12 protein-coding genes are annotated in these 19,562 nt (G+C 51.0%); all 12 read left to right on the top strand.

What is annotated here, in order from left to right:
* Positions 1-11 precede the first annotated feature (11 nt).
* The 12 genes from EL199_RS10495 to EL199_RS10440 all read left to right on the top strand — a co-directional run bounded on the left by EL199_RS10495 (position 12) and on the right by EL199_RS10440 (position 19,271).
* A complete protein-coding gene (locus EL199_RS10495; RefSeq protein ID WP_004141556.1) occupies positions 12-5,066 on the top strand; it encodes a two-partner secretion domain-containing protein in 5,055 nt (1,684 codons plus the stop codon).
* Between the two features lie 5 nt (positions 5,067-5,071).
* Complete coding sequence (locus EL199_RS10490; protein ID WP_004141559.1) at positions 5,072-5,554, top strand: hypothetical protein; 483 nt, start codon at positions 5,072-5,074, stop codon at positions 5,552-5,554.
* 29 nt (positions 5,555-5,583) lie between these two features.
* Positions 5,584-11,964, top strand: a complete 6,381-nt coding sequence (locus EL199_RS10485) for a hemagglutinin repeat-containing protein (RefSeq protein WP_169306934.1) — start codon at positions 5,584-5,586, stop codon at positions 11,962-11,964.
* Positions 11,961-12,365 carry a hypothetical protein gene (locus EL199_RS10480; protein ID WP_004141562.1) on the top strand — a complete coding sequence of 135 codons (405 nt, stop codon included), beginning with the start codon at positions 11,961-11,963 and terminating at the stop codon, positions 12,363-12,365. The genes EL199_RS10485 and EL199_RS10480 overlap by 4 nt, the downstream gene beginning before the upstream one ends.
* Positions 12,366-12,486: 121 nt before the next feature.
* On the top strand, positions 12,487-12,873 hold the full coding sequence (locus EL199_RS10475; protein WP_126316076.1) for a hypothetical protein: 387 nt from the start codon (positions 12,487-12,489) through the stop codon (positions 12,871-12,873).
* Positions 12,874-12,994: 121 nt separating this feature from the next.
* Positions 12,995-13,387, top strand: coding sequence for a hypothetical protein (locus tag EL199_RS10470; RefSeq protein ID WP_126316075.1), 393 nt, complete (start codon positions 12,995-12,997; stop codon positions 13,385-13,387).
* A 132-nt stretch (positions 13,388-13,519) separates the two neighbouring features.
* Positions 13,520-16,564, top strand: a complete 3,045-nt coding sequence (locus EL199_RS10465) for a hemagglutinin repeat-containing protein (protein ID WP_004141570.1) — start codon at positions 13,520-13,522, stop codon at positions 16,562-16,564.
* A 43-nt stretch (positions 16,565-16,607) separates the two neighbouring features.
* Positions 16,608-16,994, top strand: coding sequence for a ribonuclease toxin immunity protein CdiI (gene cdiI / locus EL199_RS10460; protein WP_232008298.1), 387 nt, complete (start codon positions 16,608-16,610; stop codon positions 16,992-16,994).
* A gap of 282 nt (positions 16,995-17,276) precedes the next feature.
* Positions 17,277-17,597 (top strand): hypothetical protein, encoded by a 321-nt coding sequence (locus EL199_RS10455; RefSeq protein WP_004141574.1) that lies wholly within the window; start codon positions 17,277-17,279, stop codon positions 17,595-17,597.
* 7 nt (positions 17,598-17,604) lie between these two features.
* Entirely contained in the window at positions 17,605-18,186 is a 582-nt protein-coding gene (locus EL199_RS10450) for a polymorphic toxin-type HINT domain-containing protein (protein ID WP_315861904.1), read from the top strand.
* 18 nt (positions 18,187-18,204) lie between these two features.
* Positions 18,205-18,681 carry a GH-E family nuclease gene (locus tag EL199_RS10445; protein ID WP_004141578.1) on the top strand — a complete coding sequence of 159 codons (477 nt, stop codon included), beginning with the start codon at positions 18,205-18,207 and terminating at the stop codon, positions 18,679-18,681.
* Positions 18,678-19,271 carry an ankyrin repeat domain-containing protein gene (locus EL199_RS10440; RefSeq protein WP_004141580.1) on the top strand — a complete coding sequence of 198 codons (594 nt, stop codon included), beginning with the start codon at positions 18,678-18,680 and terminating at the stop codon, positions 19,269-19,271. The genes EL199_RS10445 and EL199_RS10440 overlap by 4 nt, the downstream gene beginning before the upstream one ends.
* Positions 19,272-19,562 lie beyond the last annotated feature (291 nt).

The following is a 19,562-nucleotide window of genomic DNA, read 5'->3' as shown; positions in this document are numbered from 1 at the left end:
AGAGAACTACCATGAACCGTTACTGCTACAAAACCATTTACAGCAAAACCCTGCAACGCATCATCGTCGTCGCCGAACATGCCCGCGGCGAAGGCAAAGCCGGGCGCGGCAACATCACCACCCATCCCGTTGCAGACCGCTGCTGCGCCCTGCGCCAACCCGTCTGGCGCATTGCCCTTGCCACGGGCAGCTTGCTCATCCTACCGCTGGCGCAAGCGCAAATCGTCGCCGATCCACAGGCGCCGCGCGAACACCAGCCGCAAGTGCTGCTCAGCACCGAACAACTACCGCAGGTGGATATCCAGACACCAAGCGCGGCCGGTGTCTCCGTCAACGAATACCGTCAGTTTGACGTCGGCCAAGAAGGCGCGCTGCTCAACAACAGCCGCAAAGGCGCGCCCACCCACACAGGCGGCTGGGTCAGCGGCAACCCGAACCTGATCAAGGGCGAGGCGCAAGTCATCGTCAACCAGGTCAACAGCAGCAATCCCTCACAACTGCGCGGACAAATCGAAGTCGCCGGACAAAAAGCCGACGTCATCCTCGCTAACCCGGCAGGTATCAGCGTCAACGGCAGCGGCTTCATCAACGCGGGCAAAACCTGGCTGACCACCGGCAGCCCGCAGCTGGAAAACGGTACCTTCAACGGCGTTAACGTCGAACGCGGCACCGTCCACATCGGCGAACGCGGTTTGGACGTGCGCAACAGCGACTACGCTGCCATCATCGCCAAGGCGAGCAAAATTGACGGTCCGGTGCAGGCAGGTGACCGTCCGCTGGACGTCATTACCGGCAGCAACCACGTCGCCAGTGACGGCAAAATCAGCGGCAAAGGCGGCAGCAGCACAGGTAGCGCCAATACCGCTATTGATACCGGCCAACTCGGCGGCATGTATGGCAGCAGCATCCGCCTGATTAGCACTGACCAGGGTGTCGGTGTCAACCATGCCGGCGCGGTGCAGGCACAACAACTGCAAATCAGTGCCGACGGCAAACTTATCAACCGTGGCAGCATTGACAGCGACCAACTCGAACTGGATGCGCACAGCCTTGATAACCACGGTCGCATCAGCCAGGGCAGCGGTACCCTGCAAGTGAGCGCCAAAACCCTCGACAACGCGGGCAGCATCCGCCGCAACCACGTTCCGGAAAACCCCAAAGCACAAACCGGCAACGACACGGCAGGCACAAAAACCACCGCCAAAAGCCGCGGCAAAGACGGCCACATCCACCTCAAAGAAGGGCTGGACAACCGCGGACAAATCAGTAGTGGCAGCGAGCTGCACCTGCAAGTTGCAGAAAACCTCAACAACCGCGGCCAATTGGACGTCGGTGCTCTGCAAGTCAAAGACGGCGAGACACACAACAGCGGCCGCATCCAGGCAGAGACGGCGAGCATCCGTGGCAACAAACTCGACAATAGCGGCCACTTCAGCGCCAGCAAACACATAGACGCCGCGACCCATGAAATGGACAACAGCGGCGTGCTGATGGCGCCCTCACTCTACCTGCGTGGCGACAGCCTGAACAACAGCGGACAAATCATCGGCACTGGCAGCGGCAGCATGCAAATCTGGACCGCCGACTGGAACAACTACGGCCACGTTGGCAACAGCGCTGGCGGCAGCGCACCGGACAACAGCGATACAGACGGCGCACAAAACAAAACCGCTACCCGCAAACAAACCGGTGGCAGTAGCGCAGCAACCACCTCAAGCAGCGACAACAGCGCAGGTAGCAGCAGCCTCAACTTCAGCCACATCACAAACAGTGGCAGCATCAGCCAGAGTGGCGGGGTGGACCTCAACGTCGCGGGCACCTTCACCAACCGCGGCGACATGACCCTAAAAAGCCTCAACTACCAGGGCGAAACCCTGGACAACCGCGAAGGCAAAATCCGCAGCCAAACCGCTTCAGTGCAAGCGACCACCCTTGACAACGAAAGCGGCCTCTTTGCCGCCGAACACATCACCCGCCTCGACATCCAGAAACTGAACAACAAAAACGGCGTCTTCTACTCTGGCGACGACCTGCGCTTCAGTGTTGCCCACTTTGAAAACCCGGCAGGCTCGACCATCGGCAGCGGCAAAACCCTGAGCGTCAAAAGCCCAATCATTGACAACGATGGCCGCCTCTTCGCCAACAACGTACTGGAACTTGAAGCACAACGCCTCAACAACCGCGGCAACCTGCAAGGCGGCGCGCTCGCCATTGATACCGTTGACCTGAACAACCCCGGCACCATCGAACAAACCGGGCGCGGCATCCTCACCGTCAAAGCAAAAAACCTGCACAACCAAAAAGACGGCATTATCGGCACCGCCCCAGCGGAGAAAGACAAAACCGCCACGACCGATAGCCACGATGCCGGTGCCGCGCTTGCCGCCAAGGCCGGCAGCGCGCCAGCAGGCGGCAGCGGGACCAGTGCCCCCGGACACATCGCCGTCAACGGCAAACTGGATAACAGCGGCCGCATCGGTGCCGCCGGCGGCATCCGCCTGGAAACCGGCGAACAGTTCCGCAACGATGGTCATATCCAGGTCGCCGAACTGCACAGCGAACTGGGCACCCTCGACAACCACGGCCACCTGCAGGCACAAAGCGCCTGGCTGCAAGGCAGCCAGCTCAACAACTACGGTGCACTGATTGCCGACCGCTTTGACAAATTCCAGTACAGCGGCAGCGTTAACAACCAAGGACAAATCTTTGGCCGCGCCGACTACCGCATAGATACCCCGCGGCTGATTAACGGCCAGGATGCCAAAATCCTAGGTGCAGGCCGCCTGGAGATTGCCGACAGCCAGATTGATAACCGCGGTGAACTGCGCGCCAGCACGCTGGTCATCAGCGGCGACGGCAAACTGACCAACAGCGGCAACGTCACCGGCGAGAACACCCTGCAACTCAGCCAAAAAAGCACCGACAACCAGGCGGACGGCCTGCTCTTTGGCGGGCAAGTGATTGCCGACGGCGACACCTTGCACAACCACGGCCGCATTCTCGCCAAACAAAACCTGCGTTTTGAGCTGAATACCGCGGTGAATCACGGGAGCATCGAAGCCGCCAGCGCCTTCCTGCGAGGCAACCGCCTCAACAACTACGGCACCCTCACCGCTGACCGTATAGAAACATTCCACTACCGCGATTACATCAGCAACGACGGACAAATCCTGGGCCGCAGCGACTACCGTATCGAAAGCCCGCGCATCAACAACGGGCGGAACGGCAAAATTACCAGCGAGGGACGCCTTGAACTTAACAGCAGCCAGACTGGCAACCAGGGCGAACTGCGTGCGCCACAACTCGCCATCAACGGCGGCACACTCGCCAACAGCGGCAAAATCATCGGCGACAACGCACTACACATCACCACAGCACGCACCGACAACCAAAGTGGCGGCCTGCTCTACGGCGGCAACATCCACCTGGACAGCCCTCAACTCGACAACCACGGCCAAATCCTCACCGGCGGGCGCCTACGCCTTAACGCCCCTGAACTCAATAACCACGGTATCCTGCTTGGCGGCGTGCTTGCCATTGACAGCAAAACCCTGAACAACCACGGCAGCATCTTGCAACTCGGCCTGGGCAAACTCAACATCAAGACGGCCAGACTGCGCAACGACCACGGCGCGAAAATCCTCGACAATCTCGGCAAACCGGACGGCGCAACCACCAGTACTCTGCAAATGCCGGTTAGCAGCGCAAGCCACGAAGACGGCTACATCAACGTCAGCGACAAACTGAACAACTACGGCAAACTGCTGGCGATGGGGGCTATTAACCTCGAAGTCAGCGATGAATACGAAAAAGCGACGACCGGAACCGTCAACGTCAGCAAAATTACCGCACCACCGCCGAAAATCATCCCGCTGCCGACGCCGACCTATTCATCGTCTTCATATGGCTATTCGTATGGCGGCACACCATGGCGTTCAAAATACAAAAACTACGACGATGACCACGGCGGTAAATACTCATCAATGGAACCGCAGGAATCGAACTATCGCCCTCCGGCACCGAAACCGCCGAAAGCGGCAGATCTGGAAGCAGAAGCCATCAACCGTAAGTACACCTCGATGGAGGCACAGAAGCCAAACGAGCCACAAAACACAGTTGCTTCTTTGGTGGCACGGATCGATGATCTTTACGGCCCAAATAGCGGCGCAGCATTTACGCAGCAGTTCCATAGCGACCAAGAAAAAGCTCATCTTGCGCCAGAGGAAGCAGAACGGGCTAAAAATATTGCTTTAATCGCCGGTGAACTTGCTGTTGATAGCACTCCTATTGTTGGAGATGTCAAAGCTTTTTACGAAGCAGAAACCTTTTTTGATTATACGTTTGCGGCCATAGGCCTGATTCCTGGCATAGGAGATGGAATAAATATAGCTTACAAAATACACAAAGGAGCGAAAAAAATAAGCTTTGCTAAAGATATCAAAAAAGTCGAATCAGTTGCTGATATTACCGATGACGCCGCAAAAAAAGCGTTGAGTAAACATGATTTACCTACGGATAACAAAACTGTTGATGTTTATCGAGTTGAAGGTAAACCGAATGAGAAAGTTTATATTGCAGAAGATGGTGATGTTAGTTTCAAAAATGATGGAAAAGTTACATGGCTTAATTTTGGAGATAAGGAAAGAGCTTACCAATTTTTTAATAAGAGAGTTAAAGGTGGAATGGAAAGCCCTAGTATAAAAACATTCAAATCTTCAGAGGATTTCTTAGAGAAAATAAGACAGGATGCAGTTCCTGAATCAATGCATCGCGCTAATAAAAATAAGCCTATCATTAGCCTAGATCCTTATCCTGATCAGTATGGGATACCTAGCAACTATCTCGATGATTTACAGAAATCTGTTGTACCCGGCAGTGGTAAAGTAATAAAAAATCATAAAAACATCTCTAATCAGAACACTAATAAAGGCAATAACGGTGGCAAAGGCAATAACGGTGGCAAAGGCAATAACGGTGGCAAAGGCAATAACGGTGGCAAAGGCAATAACGGTGGAAAAGGCAATAACGGTGGAAAAGGCAATAACGGCGGCAGAGGGAAAAGGTAAAACAAATGATTAGACTCAATGAGTTAGACAGAGTCATCTCTAGAAGCCATGATGAAAAGATGGCTAAATATGGTTGGATTATTGAGGCAGATTTGGGAGAAGATGCCACCAATAAAATAGAAAAAATATTAGAAGTTGTTAAAACTATTATAAGATATAATCCCGATTCATGGCCAGATGACGCAGCGTGGGACAACATTATGCCTGTATGGATACAAGAAAAAATTCCAAAACTGACTCCAGAAGAATGCCAAAAGATATTAAACGATACTCCAAGGGAATTATGGAATAAGCTTCCTTGGGAATTTTATTCTTGGATTGATGCTATTCGTGACAGAGCATGGGAATGGTGGTCATATAAATTAGATGGAAATATAGCCAAATTTTACCTAATATCTTTAGAAATCCCAGAAAGGATAAATGCATTTGAGCAAATAATTATTGCATCAGGTGGAAGAATAATTTCTAGAATAGAATCTACCCCTTAAAGATGCGCGAACTATATTTTGTTACCTGCATGTTTTTATTCATTCCAGTAAGACTAATCATTGCTCCTGCCTTTTCTGCATCAGAAAGCGGCAACCTGCTCTCGGCAGCAAAACTCACCGTCAACAGCCCGGAGCTGCACAGCACGGGCGGCCGCATCAGCGCTGTGGATCTCGAACTGAACCTGCTGAAGCGCCTTGCCAACGGCGGCAGCATCATCGCGCGCAACCTTGCGCTGAACACCCCGGACATCACGAACAGCGGCCTCATCTACGGCGAAGCAGGCTACCAGGTGCGGGTGGACAACCTCAGCAACAGCGGCACCCTCTCCAGCCCGGCAAAAATCGACATCGCAGCACTGCATGACCGCCTTGATATCCACAACAGCGGCAACATCCTCGCTCGTCAGACCGAAGTTACCGCCGACAGCCTCTACGGCGCAGGCACCGTCTCCGGTGCCGAGTGGGCAAAAGTCAACGTCGGCAGTCTGGGCGGCGGGCAAAGCGTCACCGCAGGCGAACATCTGGAGCTGAACGTCGCCAGCGACGTTGATAACCACGGCACCCTCGGCGCCGCCGGACAGGCCGACATCAATATCCCCAACCTCAATAACCACGGCCGCGTCCTCGCTGGTGAAGTGCTAAACCTGAGTACAGGTCAGCTCAACAACGCCGCAGACGGCCTGATTAACAGCAGCGGTGCGACCAACATTCAGGCGCACGTCATCGACAACTTGGGCCGCCTCTATGGCGACTGGGTCAACCTCAACGCCAGCTACCTGAAAAACCACGGCGGCGGTGCCATTGCAGCACGCGAGCATTTGGACGCCCGCATCAACACCATCGACAACCTGCGCGAGAGCGCCGATGGCGACAGCCCAATCATCAAAAGCGACGGCACCATGACCCTCACTGGCTCACGCCTGACCAACGCCGGCGCTACGCTGCAAAGTGCCGGACGGATGGTACTGAACGGGATGGAGGTGAAAAACGAAAACCCCTTCTTCAGCACCCATCAAGTCACCTACCAGCGGGGACAGGGCAAAAAATACCTGCGCAGCCTGGATCCCGGTAGCGACGGCAAAATGTATGAACTTGACCTGTTCTACCCCAAAAGAGACATTTTCTATTCCAAAGACCCCAGCAAAACAGGTGGTATCACGCAAATTAATCACGCTTCGGAAATCACCGTTGACGTCAAAGAAGAACGTACCGAAGTCGCCAGCAGTACCCCGGGACAAATCCTCGCCGGAGGCGGGATTGACCTGAACCACAGCAACATCTACAACGATAAGAGTACCGTTACCATAAACGGCGTAATTAACCGTAACGGTGGCGATATCCATAACTCCGACAAAGATGTCAATGCCACTTCACAAATTTTCTACGACGGCAATTTCCGCAACAGTCAACAAGTAAGAAACAGTTGGAAAGGCATTGGGCGCCGCTTGAGGCATGGAAGAACAGATCGCGTTGATTTGGGCACCAACCCGCGTGGCGAACTACACGAATCTGATGCCAAAACCGACATCAGCCTGCCCATAGCCACCCTCAACGAAAACCAACAACCCGAACTGCGCGAGCACAACAGCGCCGCCAGTAGCGACGTTGGCGCCAGTGACGGCGGCCTGCAACGCATCGAAAGCGGCGGCTACGTCACCATTGAAGGTGTCGCCCAACAACTGCCAAGCAGCAAACTCTTCAACAGCGATGCCAATAACCGCGACTACCTGGTACAGACCGACCCGGACTACATCGGCGGCGTCGTTGCCGACGTCCCTACCTGGCGCGAACCTGCCACCGCGCAAACCGCAAACGGCGGCAGCAGCACAAACAGCAATAAAACCCCGGCAACTGGCAACCGCTTTGACCGCGTCAGCGCCAACCTGGCAGAACATCTGCAAAACCGCCTTAACCACATCGAAGGCGGCCTTGCCAGCATCAACCCGGCGGACGCCCCGCAAAACGGCGTGAACTTCGGCGTGGACGAACGCAAAATCGCCGCGCTCGCGCCCTACACGCCAAGCGGCATCGACCCGCACGACCTGCACAAACGCATGGGCGACATCTATGCCGAAATGGAAAACCTGCGCCGCCAGTATGCGCTGCAAACTGGCCGCGGCGAACTGCCGGGCGAAGGCGACCCGATTGAGCGCTACAAAGCACTGCTCAACAGCGGCGCTGAAATCATCCAGCGTCTGGGACTCACCCCCGGCGTGGCGCTCACCGCGGAACAAATGCAACAACTGACCGGCGACACCGTCATCCCGGTCAACCGGACCATCCGCCTGGCAGACGGCAGCACCCAACAAGTCACCACCCTACAGCTCTACAGCAAAAAACGCGCAGGCGACATTGACGGCCGCATGACCCACATCAGCGCCGAGCACATCACTGGCAAGGGCGGCAAACTGGAAAACCACGCCATCTTCAACGCACGTGGCACCAATGACGCCACCTTCAGCCAAGTGAACAACCAGGGCGGTACCGTCCAGGCGCGTGACCTGCACATGCAGAGCGAAGGCGACATCAACAACACCGCCGGCACCCTGCGCGGCCGCCGCAGCATTGACATCAAAAGCGGCGGTAAAATCACCAACGCGGCGACAGAAACCGCCGCCCACAGCACCGGCAACGACGCCATGCGCCGCAGCGAACAGCGCCTGCGCGAAGGCCAAGTCATCCTCGACGGCGAAGGGCAAGAAAGCGAAGGCTACCTCCGACTCCATGCCAAAGGCGACATCGAAGCCAAAGCAGGCAGCATCGAAAACCGCAACGACGGCAGTAAGACCATCCTCAGCGGTGCCAACATCCGCTTCGGCACCCAACGCACGGACGAAAGCTTCACCTACAACGGCGGTGGCGAAAGCCGCGTCGGCGCGCCAGCGCGCGACAGCCTGCACACCCGCACCACGCGCGACCACGGCGGTACCATCAAAGGCAAAGGCGACATCATCCTTGACGCACGCGAAGGCAAAATCACCGGCCGCGGGGCGGACATTGACAGCAGCGACGGCCACGTCGCCCTCTTCGCCCGCGACGGCATCAACCTTAAAAACAGCTGGCGTGATAGCGAAAGCAGCTACAGCGAGTATAAAAAAGGTAGCCGCTTCCTGGGGAGCAAGGTCAGCGAACACTACATTAATGAAAAAATACATGGTGCCGAAGCAGGCAGCATCACCGGTAAAACCGTCGCACTCATCGCCGGACGAGACATGAGCGGCGAGAACACCAACGGCAATGCCAAAATCACCCTCGGCGGTATGCACGTCGTCTCTGACAAAGGCACCCTGCTCAAGGCCACGGGCGACATCACCCTCAACCCGGCAGCAGAAAGCTACCACCAGACCAGCAACAACTATCAGCGCAAAACGGGAGTCTTCTATAGCCTGAAAACGCCTCTCACGCTTGGTATTGAACACCGTCAGTGGGACAATACACAAACCACCCACGGTACCGGCTACGCTCCCAGTGTGGTCGGTGCGTTGGATGGCAACGTCATCATTGACTCTGGCGGACACTATCAGAAAAACGGCAGTATCGTTCACGCCAGTCGCCTGGAAAATCTCGGTCCGGTTGCCAGCAAGGCTGAATTAGCGGCAATGACCCCGGAAGCACGCCAGGCCTACTGGGAAAAGCGTATGCAGGCCGGTAACGTCATTATTCGTGCCAAGAGCGGTGCAGAAAGCGCGATGATTGGTCAGCACTACCAGGATGGCGAACAGAAATTCAAAAGCCGCGGCCTGAAAATCGGCTTGCAGGGCGGTATGGCAGGTTACATCAATAACGGCACAGGCTATCTTGACCAGTTGATTGGCAGCAAAAACGGACGAACCAAGGCAATGGCAGGCATATTGTTGGGGCGTGAAATCTGGGATGGCGCTAAGCACCTCCAGGGAGCAATCAAGCCCTCTGGTGAAGGCGATGCATCCCAGGGAGGTCTTGCGCAGGGCGTTAAAGTGGCTATTAACTACAGCGTCAGCCAATCAAAAAGCGAGACACATCGCGACTGGCAAACCGTCCATCCCTCACAAACCACGGCCGACGGCAGCGTCATCATGCAGATACGCGGCAAAGGCGCAGCAAGTACCTTTACCAGCACAGGCTCGGACATCGGCGGCAATGAAAGTACGGTCTTTGATGTTGAAGGTAAAAAGACCTTCCGCTCCGCCCAAACCAGCCAGCACATGCGTAATGACAACCGTAGCTGGGAAGCTCATGGCGGCATTGCCTTTGATCTTAGCAAGTCCTCATCATCCGCTGCATTCGGCGTAAATGGTGGTGGCAGCATTGGTCACGGCTACTACCAAAACGAAAATACCGCGCACCGCCTCTCCCACATCGGAACCTTGAGCGGTCATACCGACCTTGGTGAGGGCGGCACCCTCATTAACGGTGCCCAGGTATTCGGCAAAAGCGTTACCGGGCTGACCAACGGGCTGACCATCATCAGCCCGCAAGGCAGCGGCAAAGAACGGGGACAACAATATCAGGCGGGGGGTGATGGCACCTACGGCTATGGCGTGAGCGTTAACCCAAGCTTCAGTTACACCAGAATGAAAGGCGAACACCGCACCGTCAATGCCATCAGCGGTACACGCACGGCAGAGGCGGAAGGACGGGAAGCGCGTGGTACGGCGCTGGCAGACAACATTAGTGTCACCAATGCCGCCTGGAACGCTGCCCATGCCTGGCGCAGCGGCCAAAGCGGCATCTATGCTGGGAAAGACGGCTACCATATAGAAAATACCGGTACCGTCGATTTGCAGGGCGGGGTCATCCTCTCCGCGGCAGAACGCGAGAAAAACTACCTCAAAACAGATCATTTCACTTACAGTGACGTGGAAGACTTCGCCACGGGCAAGGTCAAAAGTGCAAATCCCGGATTCGCCGCGTCCTTTGGCCGCGATCAAACCTCGGAAGCAGATAAAAAACTCAACGAAAAATATCGCACCGGTGCGGATGGCAAAGTCCACAACGAAGAATACAAACAGGCCAATCCAAACAAAGACAATAGCTTCGTCAAATTTGGCATCAATAATAGCGACACCCATAGCAGTGACCGCTATGCAGCCAGCAAAATACTAGGCAGCAACCTGCTGGGACTTGGCAGGGAAAAACGCAACGAACGCGGCTACAGCCGTGCGGTCATCAGCGATGGCATCTTTGAAGTAGGCAGCGCCGAAGGCAGACAAAACCTCGCAACCATCAGCAAGTTTAACCTGGATGATTACCAGGCAGCGCACAAGCCGGTGATGCCGGTGGACATACAGGCATTGAAAAACAAACTGAACGAAGACATTCATCGCCGCAAAAACATGCTCTTTGACGATTTCGCCGTTTCCGGGATGGATGCCGTCTATCGCAGCCAGGCCATAGCCGAACATCGCATGATGACCTTTGAAACCGATGCCAATGGCAACCCCATAGAAGATCCAGAACGTCGCAGCGAAATTATGGCTGAAGGTAGAAGCTTGGGCAAAGATCCCGAAGCCTATTTTGAAGAAGCAAAAGCAAACGGCTTTAATGTTTATAAACTGCGCGAAGTCAAGGACAGCGAGCGGGCACACCTTGGCAAGGCAACCTTTATTGACCCGCAATCGGGACAACCCGTGCAGAAGCACTTTGTTGCATTCAACGGTATCTTCAACGACCTGCAGGCGGCGGCCAAATACGCAACCCAGAACTATGTGGCTACCAAGGACAAAGATGGAAACCTCAACCAGAAAGTGTACCAAAACATCTATTTTGTCCATAACCCGACTGCTGACAGCACCTTGGGTGAACTGTTTGTCGCGGGTTACCAAAAAATGTTTGAAAGCGGTGCTGGCGGCTTTTTTGGCTTGGGTAATTCCACCATTCAGGCACGTGATTTGATGAAGCAATATGGCAAAGATGACCTTTATCTGGGATTGCATAGCCGCGGCACCTTTACCGGCCACAATGCCATGAATGATCTGTTGCGCGACCCGGACAACATTGGCGTGCTCTCCGGCACGGAAATCAAAATGGTCGGGCCTGCGACCCACGTCGCTAATGCCGACCGCCAATACGCTAAGCTCCAGGGCAATGTCAATAATCCGCGCCATATCAAGATAGAAAACAATAGCCATGATTTCGTCGGCTCCAATATTGGTGGCAATCCTCAGACGATGTCCAACAAACCGGAAGACAAAGGATTTTGGGGTGTGGTTGGGGATATCTTTGGCAGTGATGCCTCGGCGCATAACTGCTATGGCTTGGGGAATCAGATATGCATAGATACGGGATATCGAAAAGATGACGTCATGCATCCTGCAACACCTATCAATAAATTAAAACCTCATAAATATTGGGACATGATTTATTGGCAAAATCACCTTTTGCCCTCTGTCTACCAACCTAAAAAAAACAATAATGGAGTCAACCCATGAAAAAACTCACGATATTGATTTTGGCAAGCATGACAATAATGTCTTGCAGTTTCAGGGGGTTTAAACCTGCGCCGGATGCCAGCGCTCACTGGCGATTGCATAAATGGGCAAATCCTTATGACACAAACACCAATGAAGGATTTAATGCTTATGCAGACAAACAATTACAAGATTTTCGGGATTGTAATATAGATCCTTATGGAGGAGGATTTGTAAAAATGAATTATAATACCAATTCAGAGGCAGAAGGATATTTATGTATAGAGAGCAAAGGCTGGTATTACACAAAAGGGCCTGTTTGTCTCGTTAAATGGCGTTTTTTTGATGATCCAAAGTGCGTGGAATGGCGAAAACAAAGGGGGTTGATTAATGCGCCAAGACCCAAGAAATATACCACATAACCAATTATTAGATTGCATTGTTTCTGCACTAAAATAGTGGACGTGACACCTATTTGCACATAATTTTTTGACAAAATTATTTTCTTCCTCCTGTCTATCAATCTAAAAATGGAGTCAAATCATGAAAAAACTCACAGCATTGATTTTGGCAAGCATAACAATAATATCTTGCAGTTTCAGGGGATTTAAACCCGCTCCGGATGCCAGCGCTGGATGGATGTTGAATAAAGCGTATGACAATACCAGGGATTTGAATGAATATGCAGATAAACAATTAAAAGATTTTCGGGATTGTAATATAGATCCTTATGGAGGAGGATTTGTAAAAATGAATTATAATACCAATTCAGAGGCAGAAGGATATTTATGTATAGAGAGCAAAGGATGGTATAACACCAGAGGTGCTACCTGTTTGGTGGAATGGATGTATTTTGACAAACCTGAATGTATAGAATGGCGAAAACAAAGGGGATTGATGAACGCACCAAGACCCAAGAAATATACATAACTAATTATTAGATTGCATTGTTCCTGCACTAAAATAGTGGACATGGCATCTATTTGAACATAATTTTTTGACAAAATTATTTTCTTCCTCCTGTCTATCAACCTAATAATGGAGTCAAATTATGAAGAAACTCACGATATTAATTTTGGCATGCATAATAATGATATCCTGTAGTTTCAGGGGGTTTAAACCTCCACCCGATGTTAGTGCTTATTGGAAGTTGAATAAAGCTTATGATAATACTAAAAACCTTAGTGAATATATAGAGAAAATGGAAAGAGATTTTAGGCAGGGATGCAATTTAGATCCTACCGGTGGTTCTTGGAATGGTGAAAATCAAAATGTACACTCAGAGCTAGATGGCTACTTATGTCTTGAAGAAAAAGGTTGGTATTACACAAAAGGGCCTGTTTGTCTCGTTAAATGGCGTTTTTTTGATGATCCAAAGTGCGTGGAATGGCGAAAACAAAGGGGGTTGATTAATGCGCCAAGACCCAAGAAATATACGTACTAATTACCGGATTGCGTCATTCCCGCTATAGCGCTCAAAATGTCTGTTCCGTGCCCCACGTCGCCAATGCCGACCGCCAATACGTTAAGCTCCAGGGGAATGTCAGCAATCTGCGCCATATTGGAATTAAGAACAATGAGTACGATCCTGTGGGTTTCGATATTGGCAGCAATCCTCGCCGCGGGCGGACACACCGAACAGGAAAACACCAACAAACAGCACGTCAGCAGCTTCAACATCGGCGGCCTCACCAGCTTCATCGGCAGTACCCGCGAAAACGGCATCAACATCGCGGCCACCTACGCCGTGCAGCGCAGCAAAACCGAAAACGACTACCACGGCAATATCCTCACCCCGAGCACCATCCACGCGGGCGGCAAAGTTTACCTGCAGGCACAAGGCGCAGGCGCGGAGTCGGACATCAATATCACCGGCTCGGACGTAGCGGGCAAAATGGGTACCCACCTCAAAGCCGAACACCAGATTAACCTCTACGCCGCCAGCGAAGAACATCACGAAAACAACTACAACCAAAACTACAATGCCGCCGCAGGCGTTGCCGCCCGTGCAGGCAAGAACGGCGTAGCCCTGGGCGTTACCGCAGAAGGCGGCGAAGGCAAAGGATACAGCCAGGCCAACAGCAACCGCTGGCGCGGCAGCCACATAGGCGATGCGGATAGCCAGACCACCCTGCAAAGCGGCGAAGCCACCACCCTCAGCGGTTCGCAAGCCATCGGCAAAGGCGTGCAAATCCAGGCGAGCGCGCTGAACATCGAAAGCCTGCAAGACACCTCGGACTACAAAGGCCGCCAAGAATACAAAGGCGCAGGCGGCACCGCCGGCTGGGGTTACCACTCAGGCTCAATGGACTACAGCCGCAGCAAACTGCAAGGCGATGCCACCCTGGTCAACCGCCAGGCAGGCGTTTACGCCGGAGACGACGGCTTCCAGATAGACGTGGCAGGCGCGACCAAAAACCGTGGTGACATCATCACCAGCAGCAAGGCGGCAGAAGAAGCGGGGCTTAACCGCTTCAACACCGCCACCCTGGAACTGGAAGACATCGAAAACCACCGCAACCTCAAAGGCTCGTCCATCAGTACCAGCCTGGGCTACACAGATGGCATGGAACAAGAAGGACAGCTCAACAGGGGGCTGGGCGGTGGACATATCCGGGAAAACGCCTACGACACCAGCCGTGCCTCAATCAATACCCAAAACATCACCATCCGGGACGAAGTAGCACAACAGGCGTTAACCGGAGAAAGCGTGGGGGATACCATCGCCCGCGCCAACCAGGGCATCCACACTGAAGACAGCGCACAGCATGGCAGCGCCCTTACCGCTATCGACAATGGCGAAAAACTCCAGCGCCAACTTGAAGCCGATGCCGAAATCACCCGGGAATTTGGGAAAATTGCGCCGCGCGCCATCAACGACATCGCCGAAAGACGGGGCAACCTGCGCGAATACGAACAACAACAACTGGCCAAAGCAACAGCCGAAGAAGCGCTGACCCGCACCAGCGATCCGGCAAAACGGGCGGCGTTGCAAAACTACATCAACGAACGCGACAGCTACCTTGCCGCCAACAAAGCCAACTACGACTACTGGAAAGAAGGCGGCAGCGGCAGAAACCTCCTGCACGCGGCAAGCACCGCGCTGATGAGCGGAACGCCGGAAGGAGCGCTTGCAGGCTATACCACCTCGGCACTCTCGCCGACACTGAACAAACTGGACAACCCGCTACTCAACACCGTCGGCGGGGCAGCGATAGGTGCGGCGATGAGCGGCAACAACCCGGCAGTGATTGCCGGGGCGGCCAATACCGACTGGCATAACCGGCAGTTGCATCCCACAGAAATGATGCTTATCGAAAAGAACGCTCGAACATTCGCGAAACAACAAGGTATCAGCGAAGAAGAAGCAATAAGCCTCCTCGTAGGAGAAACCCTGCGCGGCGTATCTGATGACTACGCAGACATAAAAGAAAACCAAGCAGCAAGAACATTTATTAACCAACTGCCGGAAGCTGGCAAAATTACCAACAATGGCCAACATCTCTTTGGCGTTTTGGATCGCGAAAGCGACGAATACCGCAACAGTCTGTATAACATCCAACACGTAGAGCCCAAAGCAAAACTTTACAAACAGGCACCAATAGTAAACAACGGGTTTAAAGACAGTACGGATTACACCCTATGGCTGGCGACATACGACGATAAGAACGCATATAAAAAAGCGGGTAAAGAAGAGGTGCTTGGCCTGTATGCGGGACTGGAAAAACGCATTAATGACTATCGACAAAAGGCGGACGAACTAGCGTACAACAATGAAAATGGTGACGAAGAGCAGTTTAAAAAAGCACATGAATACATACGTAATGCCTCGACACTGCATGAAGCGACGTCTGCCAATTACCCAAATGCGAGCAGTCTTTTTACACTTGCTGAATTTTACAACCGGGATACAGCGTATAGTCGTATAGCCACGGGGAATATAGCAGAGAGTGCAGGTACTAGTGCTATATCAGGCGGAGTACGAGCATTAAATTCTGCAGTAAATGCTGCCAGAAAAATACATCCTTACAGGACAACTCAAGAAACAGCAGGTGAAATAATTAAAAATAAAGTTTTAGAAAATATTGAGATAAGTAAACAAGCAAGAGAATCGTCAAATTTTACAAAATATGCAGAAAATGAAGTTGAATTTATTGAAGCAACAAATGCGAAAGTCATTTATCCTGATAGAATTACTTTCCCCTCTAATTTAAAGAACCATTTAGCTAATGTAGATGGTTTTAAACAAAATATTGGAATAAAAGGAGGTCATAACATGAATAATTTCTTATCAGAATTATCAGCTCGTAACGGAGCAGTGGTTTCAAAAACTCCTATAGCAGATGGTATTTTTGAAATAAAATACAAGATACCTCGACTAGATCGAGCAGGGAAGCCAGATGGTAGCTATAAAATCATTAAAGACCCTAAAACGGTTTATGACCCAGCCAAATTTTCTGACGAACAAATGCTAAAAATGGCCCAAGAAGCTGCGGCCAAGCGATATAATGAAGCTATTGTAAACGGCTGGGATCAATATTCAGCAACCGTCAATGGAGTTACTTTTAGAATTTATTTAGACAAAAGTGGAGCTATTAGAAATGTACACCCAGGACAATGATTTTTTCTATATTCCGAAAGATAGACATGAGAAGTCGTCATTTATGAATTATTTTTACAATGATGTAAATAAATATACCCCAAATCCTCAAAAAACCATAAAGAGGCTTTTTAGTATTGTTTACCATGATGGTTATTTCCTTGAAGCTGTATATTCAATATTGGTTGAATATGAAACTTTTTCAGGTGATGGTATATGTTGGTCTTATCCTGATTTGAATAGTCCTTTCCCTGAAGATCATTTTGATGGTATTGTTTTTTCTATAGGATTTGATGATCCAGACTATACAGTATACGTTTCAGAGCAGACTTGCTTTGAATATACGAAACTTGCTTGTGAACGTTTTATGAAAATTCATCCTGAAAAAAAATACCAAACTTTCTTGATGAATATTATCAATAATTGGAGGCCGTTAAATGAAGTTAGTTAGCAATTGTTAAATTTAATTTAAAAAATATAGCACACCTTACATTGCAAAAAGGTTTTGCTAGTTTTTACCAAACCGTATTTTTAATATAATGCAATATGAGCGAATAAATATAAAATGGGGTGATGGGATACAAAAACAGGGTGAACCATGGGAAATATATATACAGTCTCAACTCCCTGAAGGCACGTTAGATCTAAATAGAGAGGTTAAGAAAAATTTCAAATAGTAGAATTGAATCCAAATTTGAATATCCAACTTGGAATAAGGTATCTGGACTAATTTATGAACAATAAAGAAATAAATTTTATAGAAGCGAAAATGCTAGCAGAAAGTTCTGCCAAGAAATTAATAACTGTATGGGGTGATTTAGAAAACCCTTCTCCGCCATATCTTTCTAATTATTATATGGAAGATAAAGGGTGTTGGATTTTTTTTAGACATGAAAGAATTATTATTCCCCCAGAAAAAGGACCGGCAACTAGCGCTTTTGCTGTAAGCAAAAAAGGAGAGATTAGGTTAATCGCAGATTATCGTGATTCGCCGGAAAGAGCCAAAGAATATTTGAAAACAATGTCAGAACATTTTATAAAACATGGGTGGTAATTAAAAAATCAAAATTAACAAAAAATTTATCGCTATCGAAGACAAAGTCTGGGCGCGCAACGAACAAAGCGGGCTGATGAAATACCAGTCCGTGCTGCGTACCATCAACAGTACCGACCCGGATACCGCATACCTTGTCGTTGCCGACCAAAACGGCAAACAGCAAACCATTGTCTCGGACAGCAAACACCCGTACTTTGCCCAATACGGTACCGACCCCACACCGCCGCAACCCTCACCGGGCAAACCGTATCACGGCGACATCGCCAACGCCTACTGGGTCAATGCTGCCAACCTCGAAGCCGGGCACAAACTGATTGACGACAGCGGCAACTGGCAAACCGTGGTCAGCGTCCGCGTAGAACCCAAACCGCTCAACAGCTACAACCTCGAAGTTGAAAACGACCACACCTTCTTCATCCGCGGCCTGGGCGGTGATGCGGGTATATGGGTGCATAATCAGAATTGCTGGTTCGATATTACGCCCGACCACGAAATACGAAGAATCGCAAATCAGGAAGTTCGCAGATTCAACCATTATGGCCGCGAAATAAATGTCGTACAAAACCCGAACTGGACACCAGGATAAGGCCCCCGTTATATTGAGGTGGAAGAAATTGGCGGTAAACTGGTCTATGTCAATGAAGGTTCGCCTGATATAAGACGCAGCTATCGCGATGGCCGGGCCAGGGATGACAAGGGTAATTATACCTACGACCCGGACAGACCCCTCACAGACTACTATCGTCCGAATCTGACCAAAGAAACCAAAGAAAAAATATTGGCAAAATATGAATTACAGCCCGATGGCAGTTATAAAGGTCAAAAGGGTGAAATCATAAATGGCCCGTTTGATATTGGGCATAAAGATGGCTATGAACACCGCCGGTTGGCGTTGGCAGCGCACGAAATCAAGCTGAGCCAAAAAGAGTTTAACGAGTTCGTCAATGCACATCCCGACTATTTCCGCGTGGAAAACCGTTCACGCAATCGAAGCCACGTGGACGAAAAGCCCGGTTCTGATGACATTCAAAACATCAGAGATGAAATGAATCAATTCAAAAGAGAGAGAGGTATAAAATGAATGCTATAAACGGTAATAATACACGCCAATATTCTTCCGATCCTGATATTGATAGGCTGTATCAGGAAGATTTAGATATGCAAATTGTTGTTGCTAACCGAGAAGGAGATATTCCTTTTTTGGAAAAAATCTTTCTGGTTGACAAGAAAGCAGACATTTTAAAAGTAACCAGTTCACATTGGAATTGGCTACATCGGCTCTTGATAACACCAAGACCGGATTATGCACCGGTCGCAAGCGTCAATTTCTACATCCAGCACGGCGTTCCTGTCAATGCCCAGGACTGCTACAAAAACACCCCGTTGCTTTATGCGATGCGTGCCCAAAATGTGGCCGCGGCCAGGGCATTGCTGGAAGCAGGTGCCGACCCGAATATTCCCGATAGAGACGGCGCAACTCCCTTGGCATATATCAACGGTATGCCGCAGGAGCTGGAGTTGTTGCAGCTGATGCTGGACAAGGGCGCCGATGTAAACTTTTTTACGGGTCAACATGGCATCCTGGAAGGAATAAAAAAATACAGCAGTGACGCCCCCCGCTTCAAGGCAGTGATAGAAATGATGGAAAAATACGACAAACGGTCTTCATGATTTCGAAGGCGTGTTAGCCGTGTTCGTCCGATGAGCTGCTACTGCCATAAACCCTTTATGAAGACCCTGCAACGTATCGCCCCCGCCGAATATAGCGATACACCGAAAGTTTCAGATAAGGCGCGCTGCCGAAGACAGTGCACATTTGTGCGGCAAGGCAGCGCAACACAGTATGAAGCTTTCGGTGGATGCTATACACCCACCGCGAAGACAAAGCCGGACGCGGCGGCATCTTCTCCATCCCAAACCACAAAAATATTCCTCCACAAGCAGTAAATTTTATCACTCCGC

Origin of the sequence: Cardiobacterium hominis, from assembly GCF_900637305.1 — a bacterium.
In the GTDB taxonomy this organism is placed as follows: Bacteria; Pseudomonadota; Gammaproteobacteria; order Cardiobacteriales; family Cardiobacteriaceae; genus Cardiobacterium; species Cardiobacterium hominis.
This window is presented reverse-complemented; position numbering and strand designations above follow the sequence as displayed.

What these genes read in the sequence shown, in the direction of transcription:
- EL199_RS10495 (WP_004141556.1), top strand. Translation starts at nt 12, where the DNA reads ATGAACCGTTACTGCTACAAAACCATTTACAGCAAAACCCTGCAACGC.
- EL199_RS10490 (WP_004141559.1), top strand. Translation starts at nt 5,072, where the DNA reads ATGATTAGACTCAATGAGTTAGACAGAGTCATCTCTAGAAGCCATGAT.
- EL199_RS10485 (WP_169306934.1), top strand. Translation starts at nt 5,584, where the DNA reads ATGTTTTTATTCATTCCAGTAAGACTAATCATTGCTCCTGCCTTTTCT.
- EL199_RS10480 (WP_004141562.1), top strand. Translation starts at nt 11,961, where the DNA reads ATGAAAAAACTCACGATATTGATTTTGGCAAGCATGACAATAATGTCT.
- EL199_RS10475 (WP_126316076.1), top strand. Translation starts at nt 12,487, where the DNA reads ATGAAAAAACTCACAGCATTGATTTTGGCAAGCATAACAATAATATCT.
- EL199_RS10470 (WP_126316075.1), top strand. Translation starts at nt 12,995, where the DNA reads ATGAAGAAACTCACGATATTAATTTTGGCATGCATAATAATGATATCC.
- EL199_RS10465 (WP_004141570.1), top strand. Translation starts at nt 13,520, where the DNA reads ATGAGTACGATCCTGTGGGTTTCGATATTGGCAGCAATCCTCGCCGCG.
- cdiI (WP_232008298.1), top strand. Translation starts at nt 16,608, where the DNA reads ATGAATTATTTTTACAATGATGTAAATAAATATACCCCAAATCCTCAA.
- EL199_RS10455 (WP_004141574.1), top strand. Translation starts at nt 17,277, where the DNA reads ATGAACAATAAAGAAATAAATTTTATAGAAGCGAAAATGCTAGCAGAA.
- EL199_RS10440 (WP_004141580.1), top strand. Translation starts at nt 18,678, where the DNA reads ATGAATGCTATAAACGGTAATAATACACGCCAATATTCTTCCGATCCT.